Here is a 14,226-nt window from a genome sequence, read left to right as displayed (position 1 = left end):
CTGGCCACTACCGCCAGCCAAATGGGTGGTAATCTGCGAGTTGGTTTGGAAGACAACTACATCTATGGCGAACTCAAAAGCCGAACCTTGGACTTCACAACCCGCGCAGATATTAGTTTTACGCCGACGTTGAGCCTTCAATTCTACGTGCAACCCTTCATTACCATCGGCGATTACACAAACTTCAAAGAATTAGTCGAACCGAAGTCGTATCAGTTCAAGCCATATTCACTGAAGGAAAACCGCGATTTCCATCGGCGATCCCTACGGGGCAATACCGTCCTTCGCTGGGAATTCCAACCGGGCAGTACGCTGTTTTTGGTTTGGTCCCAATCCCGTGAAGCGGCTTTGGAATCCGTTCAGGAAGCGGATCTTGATTTTCGTCCCCTGCATCGTCTGGGAAGCAGTTTCACGGATGAAGGGGAAAACATTTTCCTGATTAAATGCCGGTATTGGTTTGGAGTGTAAGTTGAAATCCTGAAATGCGTAAGTCCTATAAAGTATATAAAGCACTAAAGAATCGGGTAAGATTTCCGGATTTGGAGGAAACTTATTGATGGAAAAAACGAAGTATACAACGGCAAAGACTAACATAGCGCGCCAAAGCACTACAAGTAAACACACAAAACAGAAAATTTATGCGATAATAATATTCACTATATCATCGTTTAGCCTATTCGCCAGTTTACAAACTTGGGCTGTAGAAAATATACAGACCGTTCAGAAAGAACTTCCGGCAGTAAAAACAAATCAACCGCCTCTTATTGACGGTGCTCTTGATGATGCCTGCTGGCAGGATGCACCGCGAGCCGTCGGTTTTACCGACGAACGCACCGAAAAACCAGCGAAAAACCAATCCATCGGTCACCTCGTTTATACGGACACAGCCATCTACGTCGGACTTCACCTCTACGACGATATGCCCAATAAAATTGTGGCACGTCAAACCAAAGACCAGACGCGAATTCGCGGAGAAGATTGGGTCTCCTTCAGTCTTGACCCGTTTCATACACACCAATTTTCCGACAGAAACTTCTTTATCGTAAATCCGCTTGGCACGAAATTCGCACATCTCGCCACCGGACGCGCCGAGAAAAGTGAGTGGATTGGGCTATGGAAACTGCTGCCCAGATTGTGCAAGATGGATGGGTTGTAGAGATGGAAATCCCATGGCAGATGCTGGATTACCCTGACACAACTAAACCGGTGCGGATGGGTATTAATATTGACAGACTGCAACAGCGCACAGGAGAACGTTCTTGGTGGTGCAATCTTGGTGTCCAGGAATTTCGGGAAAACGATGGACACTGGATTGATGTGTTACCCCCGCCCCGCACGCGCGAACTCAAGTTGTTACCCTATCTGATTGGTGGTATCAGTGAAAAGGAAACCGATGACAGAGAGTATACGGCTCGCGCGGGAGCGGACATCCGTTACGAGGTTACCCCGCAGCTACGGCTCATCGGTACTGCCAACCCCGATTTTGATAACATTGAACAAGCCGTAGAAGGCATTGATTTCTCCTATGGTGAACGCTACGTGCCTGATCGCCGTCCTTTCTTTTTGGAAGGGGGCAATGTCTATCGCCTCCGTCGGCTGTTCCATTCGCGGCGGATAATGGATATGGACGGAGGGCTTAAACTCTTTGGCAAACTTGCGAAAAACACCTCAGTCGGCACCTTAGGCACGTATCACCGAAACAACCAGAACGCTATTCTTCAAGTCTCACAATCGCTCACAGCAACATCTAATATCAGCGCGGCGTTCCTTTCGCATCATCACCGGGACACTGGAGCGAACAATGTCGGTTATCTTTCCGGGGACATGCGGTACGGTAAATTTTCAGTAGGTTCTAACCTCATCCAAACTTGGGCAGGCGAATCGGGCGGAAGGAATGGGTTCGTCAGTATAGGCTACAACGGACCGCTTTTCCAACCCTACCTGTCCGCATTTTTTATAGATCCAGATTTCGTCAATAGACTCGGTTACCTTCCCTTCACCGGCTACCGCGGCGTGGGTTTGGGTAGTTTCATCAAAAACGAATGGCGTGAAGGATTCTTCCGCAGAGCCTCCGTTTCTGTCCAAAGCCAAATCTCTAACACTTATGAAGGTGAGGTCTTCCGGCGTGACTTCTATGTATCTTCACTTATCCTAACACATAGCGACTATGCGCTTGCCGCTGGCTGGAGGGGCGGACAATTTGAAGAATTCAGCGATAGTGTTTTCAGCATCGGATTACGTGCGCGTGCTTCTGACAGGTTTAATAATGTCGGTATTACCTACAATACGGGTGAACAGGCAGGTGGACGAATTCATCGCATCAGCGGAAATCTAAATCTCCGCGCCTACGGCTTCACCGCAGGATTCTCCTCACAAATCCAGTGGCATTTTGAGAGACGCTACCAACAGATTCTAACGCTCACTTATGACTTCAGTCCCGCCTTGAGCCTTGGCAGTCGGTTAATCTGGCGAGACGAGAGTATCAACATCTACTTCGCATTACGCCGATCAGGCTATGTCGGCACGGACTTTTTCATTATCCTTGGCGATCCAAACGCTTTGGAATTCAAACAACGTCTGATAGCAAAGGTACTGCGAGCGTTTTAACAGTTGAGAGCACCTCAGAGTTAACTCCTAAGCATACATAATAATAATTAATAAAGAGGAAACAGCAATGACAATTCACGAGGCACTTGAGCCGCAAGTTGATCAACTATTTGCAGAGTGGAATCGATCAGATTCTCCCGGTGCTGCTCTGGCGGTTATCAGAGACAGTAAGATCATCTATAAACGAGGATACGGTATGGCGAATCTGGAATACGACATCCCAATTACCACGACAATCATCTTCGATATCGCTTCAATATCCAAGCAATTTGCGGGATTTGCCATCGCTACGTTATTAGATGAAGGAATGCTTTCATTAGATGATGACATCCGAATACACTTGCCCGATGTACCAGATTTTGGAAGTATCATCACAATTCGACATCTCCTGCATCACACCAGCGGACTACGGGATTGGTCACAAGCACTTATTATCGCAGGCAGCGAAATGGATGACGTAATTTCGTTTAAGCATATCTTGAAAATGGTCCGGCATCAGAAAGCACTCAACTTCGAGCCTGGGACGGCGTTTTCATACACCAATACAGGTTACAACCTGTTAGCAGAAATCGTCGAAACAGTAACGGGAGATTCATTCCGTCAGTGGACGGATACCAACATCTTCAAGCCTCTCGCTATGACCAACACCCACTTTCACGATGACCACGAAATGATTCTGAAAAATCGGGCGTATTCATATCTATCTGTTGAAAATGGTGGGTTTAAAAATGCTGTGAACAATTTAACCGCACTCGGTTCAAGTTCTCTTTATTCAACAGTGGAAGACTTGGCAAAGTGGATAATGAATTTTGATACCCCACATATCGGTGGACGAACAGTACTTGAACAGATGCACGAACGTGGTGTGCTTAACAGTGGTGAGCAAACCGACTATGCGTTCGGGTTGCACATCAGTGAATACAGGGGATTAAAGATGGTTGAGCATGGCGGGGCCTGGAGAGGATTTCGGAGCCATGTGGTCCGTTTTCCGGATCAGAAATTTGGCGTTGTTATCTTATCCAATCTGGATACTTTTCCCTTCAGTTTAACAGAAGAAGTCATTAAGCTCTATCTCGCTGATGCTCTTGATCCAGAAAAATCCGAGCCAGATACAGCAGCAGAACCTACCGAGGAAAACGGATTCAAACCTCTGGCACCCGAACAGTTGACAGAATTCAAGGGCAATTATTATACCGAGGAACTTGATACAACCTACACTATTGATGTACGTGGAGATCAGCTTGTGGCACAACACATAAGACACGATGACATATTGCTAACCTATACTGATGGTCATTTCGTCGGGGACGCGTGGTTTTTCCCAGAGGTTCATTTTACGCGCGATGGCACCAGACGCGTTACAGGGTTTAGACTGACAGGAGGTAGAGTCAGAAACTTACACTTTCAGAAAAAAGCGCATTAAGACAGTATTTTCAACAGAAAGGGCAACACGTTGAATGGGGACGCACAGCGAGGCAGAAATAGGCTCCCAGAAATTCTGATTTTTTTTTTCAAAACAGGGTTTAATTGCGTAAATTATCCTAAAAAAAAGAGGAAAAAAATCGGTGAAAATCGAATGGGACTTTCGGGTCGTCCGGGTGTTTATCGTAGTTTTTTCTGTTTTGCTACTCTCAAGCGTCGTAAAAGCTCAGACGGAAACAGAATCCGCTCACAGGGTTGCAACTGCTATCCGTATTAAAGGCGCACCACCACAATTGGATGGTGTTTTAGACGACGATATCTGGAAAACCGCCCCGCTTCACGAAGGTTTTCGACAGCGCGACCCCGATGAGGGAGAACCCGCTTCCCAACGCACTACATTCCAAGTCGCCTACGACGATGAAGCACTCTACTTTGGAATTATGTGCTATGACAATGAACCCGATAAAATCGTTTCCCGTCTCGTCAGGCGGGACAATTACGTTGAATCGGATAAGATCCACATTAACCTTGATCCACATTACAACCGGCAGCGTGCTTTCTGGTTCACTGCCTATCCTTCTGGTTCTGTGACAGACGGTATCGCTGCCGACAGTGGTCGGTGGGACAGCACCTGGGACGGTGTGTGGGATGTGAAGACTCAGATTCACGAAGATGGGTGGGCTGCAGAATATAAAATCCCGTTTCACGTATTGCGTTTTTCTCCAAAAGCGGAATATACGTGGGGGCTCCAGGTAACGCGGGATATTAGTCGAAAAAAAGAAAATGCCCATTGGCGTTTGATTAAAAAGGATGAACCGGGTTGGGTATCTCGCTTTGGGGACCTGGTTGGCATCAAAGATATCCATCCGACCCGTCATTTGGAGGTGCTGCCTTACGCTATGGGGCGGACGACCCACAACCGCGAAACCAACCTGTGGGGGAATGTTGGTGCTGATGTCCAATATGGGATTACCACTGGAACGACCCTCAACGCCACCATCAACCCCGATTTTGGACAGGTAGAGGCAGATCCGGCGACTCTAAATCTCTCAGCGTATGAGGAATTTTTTCGGGAGCGTCGTCCCTTCTTTGTCAAAGGGGCATCCATCTTTGGAAACAACGACTATAGTTTCTTTTACTCCCGCCGAATTGGACGACAGCCGGGACATTTCGACCTTCCTGAAGGTGCGGAGGAACTGAGTCGTCCAGAAGCTACAACCATACTTGGTGCTGCCAAAATTGTGGGCAGAACACAAGGCGGAACCTCCTTCGGCATCATGGAAGCGGTCACCGCACCGGAGTACGCACAGATCGAAAAATCTGTTGGTGGAAAGAGAACCCAAAGCGATCACCTCATTGAACCCTTGACGAACTACTTTGTTGGGCGAATCAATCAGGATGTGCTGAAAGGGAATTCACAGATTGGCATGATAACCACAGCAGTCAATCGACGATCCTCTAATGCTGCTTATGTCGGCGGACTTGATTGGGATTTGAAGTTTGCGGAGGAACGATACCAGATAACTGGCACCTTAGCAGCGAGTCAAGCAGGGAAACTGGATGCACGCAAATCAGGGTATCTTGCCCATCTGGAGTTTGACAAACGGGGCGGGTGGTTAAGGTTTGACACCGATTTAAGCGTTCTCTCTCCTGATTTCGAGATTAACGATCTCGGCTACCATCGACGCTCGGACATGCTGGAATGGAATTACGACCTCACCGTGCGGAAGGAGAAGCCTTTCAGCATTTTCCGGCGTGTTGTTCTTGGTCTCTACGGTTGGCGGCATTGGAACTACGACGGGGTCAGTATTAGTCGTTATTCTGAGATATGGACAGACGGACGCTTGAAAAACTATTGGGATTATGATCTGTGGATTGGACGGAACTTGGAATCATTTAGTGATGATGACGTCCGGCGTGGTGGAGCACTGATCAAAAGCCCCGCAGGTTGGTGGATTTTTACAAATCTCACCACCGACAGCCGCAAAATGATTCGCCTCCAACTCAATCCTGTTTTTGCTTGGAATGATGATAAAAGGTCTTATGACTATGATGTGGATGTTAATCTTCGTATTCGACCGGCATCCAATATTGAGTTTAGCATTGGTCCGAGTTATGCTTATCAGGTCAAGGATGCCCAGTGGGTGGAGTTGATTGAAGAAAATGTCAATGGAAAAATTAAAAATCACTATGTCTATGGAGAGTTAACAACTCGAACGCTGGACTTCACCACCCGCGCAAACATCAGTTTTACACCAACATTGAGTCTTCAATTTTACGTGCAGCCCTTTGTTACCATTGGAGACTACACGAACTTCAAGGAACTGATCGAACCGAAGTCTTATCAGTTCAAGCCATATCCGTTGAATGAGAACCGCGACTTCCATCGGCGATCTCTGCGAGGCAATACCGTTCTCCGCTGGGAATTCCAGCCGGGCAGCACCCTGTTTTTAGTGTGGTCCCAATCGCGTGAAGCTGCCTTGGAATCGGTTCGGGAAGCGGATCTTGATTTTCGTCCCCTGCATCGTTTGGGAAGCAGTTTCACCGATGAAGGAAAAAACGTCTTTCTGATTAAATGTCGATATTGGTTTGGGATGTAGAGGAGCGAAAAAAATTATAAAGAAACCCAAGTTGGGTGTCATAATTAGAAGATCCCACGCACTATTCAAACGAACAGTAGTATTAGGAGTATACTATGGTAATTACCGTGTCTGAGAAAGAAGGAGTCATTATTTTCAGACTGAGCGGCAGAATTATCTCCCCGGGTATCAAAGAGATCTCGGAAACCGTGGCGGAAGCACTTACAGTTTCCTCATCACCTCTGAGATTTGTTTTTGATTTTAAGAAGGTAACTCAGATAGATAGTTTTGGACTCGGTGCCCTGATGAAAATCCATTCTGATATTCACCCGCGTCAAGGGAAAATCGCAGTGGTTAATGTCAACAAACATGTCAAGAACCTCATTGTCACGGCACGATTGATCACCGTCTTTGAAAGCTTTGAAAGCGAGGATGATGCGATTGCTGCTCTGAGCAAAAAATCATGAAAAACAATTTAACTACCAGAATAGACACTTACTATAAACTCAACACGCATCTCATATACCTTGATAACGAAAAGTTAAATTCTCTTTTTGATAGTGAAAGGGATACGCGCGGTTGGGGTGAAAACCATATAATCAAGTTAGGAAAATCAAAGGTATTCGTCAAGAAAATCCCACTCACCGACCTTGAGTCCAATAACATGTTCTCGACCAAGAATCTATACGATTTGCCAACTTACTACAACTATGGCGTTGGCTCGGCAGGCTTTGGGGTTTTTCGCGAACTTCTGATGCACATCCGAACAACAAATTGGGTCCTCCAAGGCGCAATTGAGAATTTTCCCCTAATGTACCATTACCGGATTATGCCGCGTTCTGGAGAAAAGGTGGACTTAGACCTGAAGTGGTATAAGAAATATGTCAAATATTGGAACAGTAATGAGAATATTGCAAGATACATGGTTGACAGAACGAATGCAGAATGTGAGATAGTGCTGTTTTTAGAGTATATCCCTTACACGTTTTCAAAATGGTTTGAAAAAAACATAAACCAATCAGGAGCACTCATCAATGAAATACCGGATACCATAACCTTTCTGCGAAAGAACGGAATTATTCATTTCGATGTTCATTTCGGTAATATCCTCACGGATGGAAATAAACCCTACTTAACGGATTTTGGATTAGCCCTTGACAGGCATTTTGAGTTAAGCGAAACTGAACGAGCGTTCTTCAGTAAACACAGGGACTATGACTATGGAGAATTTTTGCTGTGTTTTGGGGAACATCTTTCATCTATTTATCGAGGGCTTGCAGAGACAAAAAAGAAAAAAATTATGCAGAAATATAGCCTCAAAGATGAGATGCAATATCCCGAGGATTTTATTATCTTATTGGAAAATATCGGTGAAATCTACGCCGAAGGACTCATGAAATTGGACAAAAATTATGTTGAAGTGCTCATAAAATATCGCGCCATTATTGTCCTGATGGCAGAGTTTTTCGCGGATATGGGGCAAAATGATAAAAAGGACACGAGATACAGTCACGCGAAATTAAAGCGTTTGCTTGAAGAAACGGAAATCCTTCAGGAGAGAACCTCTTTACCCCAACGCTGACCCTTCAATTTTACCTACAACCCTCCATTGCCATTGGCGACTATACAGACTTCAAGGAGTTGATCGAACCCAAATCGTATCAATTCAAACCGTATCCACTCGACGAGAACCGAGATTTCCATCGGCGTTCCTTACGAGGCAACACCGTTCTCCGTTGGGAATTCCGTCCGGGCAGTACGCTGTTTTTAGTGTGGTCCCAATCACGCGCAATCCAGTTAGAGGAAGTGGGTGCAGAGGAACTTGAGTTTCGTCCGTTCCACCGGTTGGGAAGCAGTTTTACCGATGAAGGGACAAACATTTTCCTGATAAAATGCCGATATTGGTTCGGGATATAACCTTTTGATACCATTTGAAACCTGATTTTTGAACAAACTGTCCAAAAATTAGACAATAGAAACCACTGCGTTCGTCAAAATCGGTGAGAAGCCTCCTTTCGGACGTGATTTCACGCACAAATCGTTATTGGCATGGAAATTGCAGCTTCCGTGTTACGAAAGATAAAAGTTGAAATTTTCTTAACAAATAATGTAGGAAATGTTATTATGGAAGATAAAATTAGATATAACACTACGTTAACGCGCGAACATTTAACCACATAGAAGGTGGGTCTCATGAAATCGCGTCGGATACCTCTGGCGTGGATGGTCTCGCTTGCCCTACACGTCTGTCTCGCAATCAAGGAGGATATACGCATGAAATATATGCGGTTGTTATTGATTCAATTTGTACTGCTTGTATTGGGATTGGTCGGTTATTGCATTGCTACTGAGATTGGCTTTGAAGCCGAAGACGCAGATGAAATTGTAGAAATCATGGAAATTTATGAAGATAAGAGAGCTTCAGGCGGTATGTATATATCGGCGGGAAAGGGCGGGGGTGGTCGCCACCCCGGTAAAGCCGATTTCGTGATTAACGTTAGAACACCCGGTCAGTACACGATGTGGGGGCGGGTGATTGCCCAAGATACGGCGAAGGACTCTTTCCATGTCACAGTCGATGAGAAGAAAAGTCCACAACCGGGTGATGCCGACATGATCTGGGATACAGGTCAGCATCAGGAGTGGACGTGGTCAAAAGTAAAATGGCGCGAAAAGAATCCTTTGACCTTTGATCTGAAACCGGGGAAACATACCGTTACATTTTGGTCAAGGGAAGGCGATACCCGTTTGGATGCCGTTTACATGGCAATAGATCCCAACGCTGTCCCCAAACTACCGAGTGAAATTGAGGGTTTTGCTGTGCATCCCCGGAATCGCTTAACGACAACTTGGGCGGAGCTGAAAAAACGGTAGGGCTGGACTCAAGCCCTGTGACATCAGAGCTGTTAGTCCTAATGCGTGGAGACCAGATGACTTGACACAACTTAACACAAGTCAACGCAATTTGGCGGTTCCAGCAGGAGTGGCCTGGTGCCATGATTTTACACACAAATCGCTGTTGGCATGAAAATTGCAAAAATTAACGAAGATAAGCGTTAAATTTTTCTTGACAAATAATGTCCGAAATGTTAGTATTAAGCGTAAATTAGATGTAACAAACATTAACGCGCGAACATGCAACTATACAGGAGGGGCGTACTATGAAATCGCGCCGGATACCTCTGGCATGGATAGTCTCGCTTGCCCTACACGTCTGCCTCGCAATCATTGTAGGGTACGTCGCTATCTCGTCCAATCAACAGAAGGCACAAGATGCTATTGATGTAAGTTTTTTCATCGTTACACCACCACAAGCAGCACAAAGGGATCTGATCTCTAAACCCGTTGTTGTAGCAACGCCAGTTCCGGATTTGAGAGTAGTTCCGCAAACTGAGGCGGCACCCCGTCGCACAACACGCACTGTGAAAGCGTCCACGGCTGCAGCACCGACTGCACCACTGAACACAGGTTCACCCGCTGCGCTAAAAACGCAGCAGGTTAACGTTTCAAACAGTTCTTCTGTGGTCCAGCACACCGCAGAACCACTGTCAACCGTCGCAGTGCTGCCGACAACATCGGATGCGGGGCCTACCGCCGGATTGCGTAGCAGCGGTCTAACAACAGACGGCATCGGGACAGGCATTGGTGATGGTTTAGGTGCCGACACCGGACGTGGGGCTTTTGGTTCCGAAGTGGGTGTCACACAGGGGCGAGGGCACAATCATGCCGGGTTAGATTCGTTGGTCAAAGGGGACGGTGCTGCGAATGTCAACGCGTCGTTGTCAGATGTAACAGAGAACGTTGTGATCGGTAACGGTATGCCACCGCTCCCGAAGGGGAGTCCGGGGGCTATCATTCAGGGGCGCGGCAAGGAGATTCTTGGAAGACTCCATCTCGTGCGTCTCGATGACCCGTTACATCCGAACTTTGATTTCTGAGGCAGCGGCATCGGACACCTCCGATTCGGGGCAGGTCTGCCCTATTTAGTTCAGTCGCTGAATACAGAAACAGGCATCCAAACCCAAATGGTTGACGCAGTCAAAATCACGGACGCAGCGTTCTTTGAGTCACCGATTATCTTTATGGAACCGATTTCCACTTCTGGAGGAAAGCTCGAGAACGGATTGTTGCGGGGGAGTGCTATCTGGCAAACGAAAGGGAGTCGTCCTTCTCACGGCTATACGGATCGGGAAGCACAGCGGATTCGTGAGTATGTCATCAATCGCGGGGGGTTTATCTATATGCCCACGCACGGAAACACGGAATTGGCAATGCAACCCGCGCTTCGCGTCCTTCGTCAAATTCTCCCTGAATACCACTTGACCACTATTCCTAAAGATCATGAGATTTACAACACTTACTTTGAGTTGAACGGACCGCTCCGTTTTCCTGTTCGGAAAATGGGGAGTACTATTCTCCATCACGGTCCCTATAGCCAGTTACAGGGTGTTTTCATTGATGGGCGACTCGCTGTTCTCGTTGATACAGAAGCGATGATACATGTGATGGACGGCGCAGTGCAGAAACCGTTTTTCGGTCACTACCAAGACCGAAATAAGATTTTAGATGAATTCGCGCCTGCTGCTGCGAGACAACTCATCAATATCGTTATCTATGCGGTAACACACGGCAAGATTGCGGATTACAGTAAGTATATCCCTGAAGATGCGCTCACCGGTGGCGATGCAGAGAGTGTCCCGAAATCCGCACCTACTGCGGCAAATCAGTTGTGATGCTATTCTGTTAGGACGTACGCGAATTTGGTAAGCACACAAAATTGCCCTACTACGAACTATCTGGCTCGTCGTAGGGCAATTTTGTGGCTATTTTCGTATCAATAGTTTGCGTGTCGCAGTGAAATCGCCAGCTTTAAGTGTGTAGAAATAGACACCCGTCGCCACCTTCTCACCCAACGTATTGCTGCCATCCCAATAGATCGCACGGCTACGGCTATGATACATACCCGCAGCTTGATGCCCTAACTTCAGTTCCCGCACGACAACACCGCGTATATCGTAGATAGTGAGCGTAACTTCAGCGGGTTTGGCGAGTTGATAGGGTATCCACGTCTCAGGGTTGAAGGGATTGGGGAAGTTGGTGAGCAGGGCGGTCCTATCAGGAATGATAGGAGATACTTCAACCGATGGCGCACCACGGACATTCTCATCGTCGCTCTCCGTAACATCAATTGTAACGGTAATTCTGTCTCCACCACTATTGCCATCGTAGACGGTCACTGTTACGGTATAGGCCGATTTTGTGTCAGCGTCAAGGGCGGCTTTTGTTTGTAACTGCCCTGATTCGGTGACAATATCAAACGCATCGGCATCCGTGCCACCGAGACTATAGGTGAGGGTATGATTATCTGCGTCTGTAGCAGAGACAGCTGCGCCGATGTTTATGCCGGCTTCTGTGTTTTCTGCGACGGAACGCGTCGTGCTATCACCATCTGAGAACACAGGTATGTTGTTATTAATATTAATATCAATGGAAACAAGCCAATTTGCTCTCATGAGTCGACGGAGGGGCCCATAATCCGAAATCGGATTACCTTCCAGCAAGAGCCATAGCAGGGACGTCAAGTTTTCAAGGGCTGATATATCACTTATCGAAGCGCCACTCAAATTGAGCAATGCCACGGATGTCAAGTTTTCAAGAGCTGATATATCACTTATCGAAGTGTTATTCAGCCAAAGTCCTGTCAGGAATGTTAAGTTTTCAAGGGCTGATATATCACTTATCGAAGTGTCAGACAGAAAGAGCGATGTCAGGGATGTTAAGTTTTCAAGGGCTGATATATCACTTATCGAAGTGTTACCCAGATTGAGGTATGTCAGGGATGTTAAGTCTTCAAGGGCTGATATATCACTTATCGAAGTGTTATTCAGATAGAGCCATGTCAGTGTGGTCAAATCTTCGAGAGGGGCTATATCGGTGATGGAATTGTTTTGCAGATTGAGGTTTGTCAGTGTGCTCAAACCACTGAAATCACTGGATTTCAGTGATCTGATACCTTTATTGGAAAGGTCAAGTTTGGTAATTCCAGCAAGATGTTCGGGCGTCACCTCGTCGGGATTATTCACATCAGGCACCGCATCGACAATCGCATCGCGCACCTGTCGCGTGCGTTGATTGACGGGCATTATTAGTGTTTCCTCAACATCCGTGACGTTGATAGTGACGAGTCTGGCTAGGATACCGCCATTGCCATCGGAGACAGAAATGATAAACGTGTAGGCGTTCTGCGTTTCATAGTCGAGGGCATCTTTTGTTTGGAGTTGCCCGGTTGTGCTGACAATACTAAACGCGTGCCTGTCCGCGCCGCTGTACAGACTATAGGTGAGCGCGTCGCCATCGGGATCCGTTGCGGTGAAAGGCTCGCCGATGTTTGTGCCAGCAGCCGTGTTCTCGGCAACAGTGCGCGACCCGCCGACATTGAACGTAGGCATCTCGTTGACATTCGTGACGTTGATTGTGACAAGGATTGCATCCGTGAGACCGCTGCTATCCGTTGCGCGGACGGTGAGATTGTTGTAAGCGTTCTTCGTTTCATAGTCGAGAGCGGCTCTGGTTTGCAGCTGCCCTGTATTCGGGTTAATCCGAAACGCGTTTCTATCGCCCCGATGCAGCGAATAGGTTAATGTATCGCCGTTATCTGGGTCTGTGGCTGTGAAGGGAGCACCGATGTTTGTGTCGGCAGGTGTGTTCTCAGCAACAGTGCGCGTCGCGCGGGCACCTTCATTGAACACGGGTGCCCTATTCTCATCTGCCTGTGTATATCCTGTGTTAGATGTGCCAAAAAGTATTAAGAGGGTTAAGAGAAAAAATACGGTGGATCTTTGTTTTCTGATGAACAGTTTCAATATAAACTCCTATCGTTGTTTGAGATGTAAGTGATCTATTACAGTTGTTTGTGAGGTAACGCCGAAAGCCGCGACGCGCTGTCTCATTGGTGACGAAGCGCGTACGTAGGCGCGGGAAATCGTGCAGCCGTTAGTGCTGCGAATATGATGTTGTGAAGTAGAATATCCAAGAATGCTTAGCGTAAATAAAGCGATGGGGGAGGGTGGGTAAAGCTTGGTAATGTGGATTTTAGAAACAAGCAATGCCAGCTGGTACGGCATACCCATTATCGGACAGGGCACATCTTGTATCACTTTCTTCGGTGTCCCAATTTGAATAAATGGATCGGTCACTCTCAATTTCTTTCTATGCAAAAAGCATATATAAGTAATTCCATAATTTACCTTAAAATAGCCTTTAAGTTACAGAAGGACAAATTGAGTTTTAATAATAAAATTGAAACTTACTGACTATATACGACTTAATTATACAATACTTTTAGGCAAAAGGCAAATTATATTTATAAAAATCGCTAATTTCGCTTGAAAATACCTTTGCAGGGTCTCAAGGGGCTGATACAGATTATCGGTCCCAGACTGGCACAAACTAAATGAAGTTTAACAATCTAATTCGGTAATTTCCTAACGAAGCCCAGTGCGGTTTCCTAACCGCGCCGGGGCCTGAAAAAGGACGAAAACTCTATAATTTCTTAAAACTGAATGCCCCTGACTTCGTTGGAAAAAACTTGACAAATTGCCGAAAAACGAGCAAGATA

At 46.5% G+C, this 14,226-nt stretch carries 12 protein-coding genes; 11 read left to right on the top strand and 1 reads right to left on the bottom strand.

Annotated features, from left to right (window positions below):
- The 11 genes from OXH00_24970 to OXH00_24920 form a co-directional block, all read left to right on the top strand.
- Positions 1-468, top strand: a 468-nt coding sequence (locus tag OXH00_24970) for a DUF5916 domain-containing protein (GenBank protein ID MCY3744279.1), incomplete at its 5' end; no start/stop codon positions are given.
- 88 nt (positions 469-556) lie between these two features.
- A complete protein-coding gene (locus OXH00_24965) occupies positions 557-1,156 on the top strand; it encodes a hypothetical protein (protein MCY3744278.1) in 600 nt (199 codons plus the stop codon).
- Entirely contained in the window at positions 1,114-2,607 is a 1,494-nt protein-coding gene (locus OXH00_24960) for a DUF5916 domain-containing protein (GenBank protein MCY3744277.1), read from the top strand. Before OXH00_24965 ends, OXH00_24960 begins: the two co-directional genes overlap by 43 nt.
- Before the next feature lie 67 nt (positions 2,608-2,674).
- The gene (locus OXH00_24955) at positions 2,675-4,030 is read left to right on the top strand and encodes a serine hydrolase (protein MCY3744276.1); all 1,356 of its coding nucleotides are present in this window, start codon (positions 2,675-2,677) and stop codon (positions 4,028-4,030) included.
- 142 nt (positions 4,031-4,172) lie between these two features.
- Complete coding sequence (locus OXH00_24950) at positions 4,173-6,629, top strand: DUF5916 domain-containing protein (GenBank protein ID MCY3744275.1); 2,457 nt, start codon at positions 4,173-4,175, stop codon at positions 6,627-6,629.
- A 95-nt stretch (positions 6,630-6,724) separates the two neighbouring features.
- Positions 6,725-7,075, top strand: a complete 351-nt coding sequence (locus OXH00_24945) for an STAS domain-containing protein (GenBank protein ID MCY3744274.1) — start codon at positions 6,725-6,727, stop codon at positions 7,073-7,075.
- Positions 7,072-8,190, top strand: coding sequence for a hypothetical protein (locus OXH00_24940; protein ID MCY3744273.1), 1,119 nt, complete (start codon positions 7,072-7,074; stop codon positions 8,188-8,190). The genes OXH00_24945 and OXH00_24940 overlap by 4 nt, the downstream gene beginning before the upstream one ends.
- Before the next feature lie 59 nt (positions 8,191-8,249).
- A complete protein-coding gene (locus OXH00_24935) occupies positions 8,250-8,525 on the top strand; it encodes a hypothetical protein (protein ID MCY3744272.1) in 276 nt (91 codons plus the stop codon).
- A gap of 276 nt (positions 8,526-8,801) precedes the next feature.
- On the top strand, positions 8,802-9,482 hold the full coding sequence (locus OXH00_24930; protein ID MCY3744271.1) for a hypothetical protein: 681 nt from the start codon (positions 8,802-8,804) through the stop codon (positions 9,480-9,482).
- A 287-nt stretch (positions 9,483-9,769) separates the two neighbouring features.
- A complete protein-coding gene (locus OXH00_24925; GenBank protein MCY3744270.1) occupies positions 9,770-10,546 on the top strand; it encodes a hypothetical protein in 777 nt (258 codons plus the stop codon).
- Between the two features lie 87 nt (positions 10,547-10,633).
- A complete protein-coding gene (locus tag OXH00_24920; GenBank protein MCY3744269.1) occupies positions 10,634-11,341 on the top strand; it encodes a DUF4159 domain-containing protein in 708 nt (235 codons plus the stop codon).
- Positions 11,342-11,431: 90 nt separating this feature from the next.
- Here the strand turns inward: OXH00_24920 and OXH00_24915 are convergent, their stop codons facing one another.
- Positions 11,432-13,471, bottom strand: coding sequence for a cadherin domain-containing protein (locus OXH00_24915; GenBank protein ID MCY3744268.1), 2,040 nt, complete (start codon positions 13,469-13,471; stop codon positions 11,432-11,434).
- Positions 13,472-14,226: the final 755 nt, after the last annotated feature.

The sequence above is a fragment of the Candidatus Poribacteria bacterium genome (assembly GCA_026706025.1).
Taxonomy (GTDB): Bacteria; Poribacteria; WGA-4E; order WGA-4E; family WGA-3G; genus WGA-3G.
The sequence above is the reverse complement of the archived record's forward strand: the minus strand, read 5'-3'. Positions and strand labels throughout refer to the sequence as shown.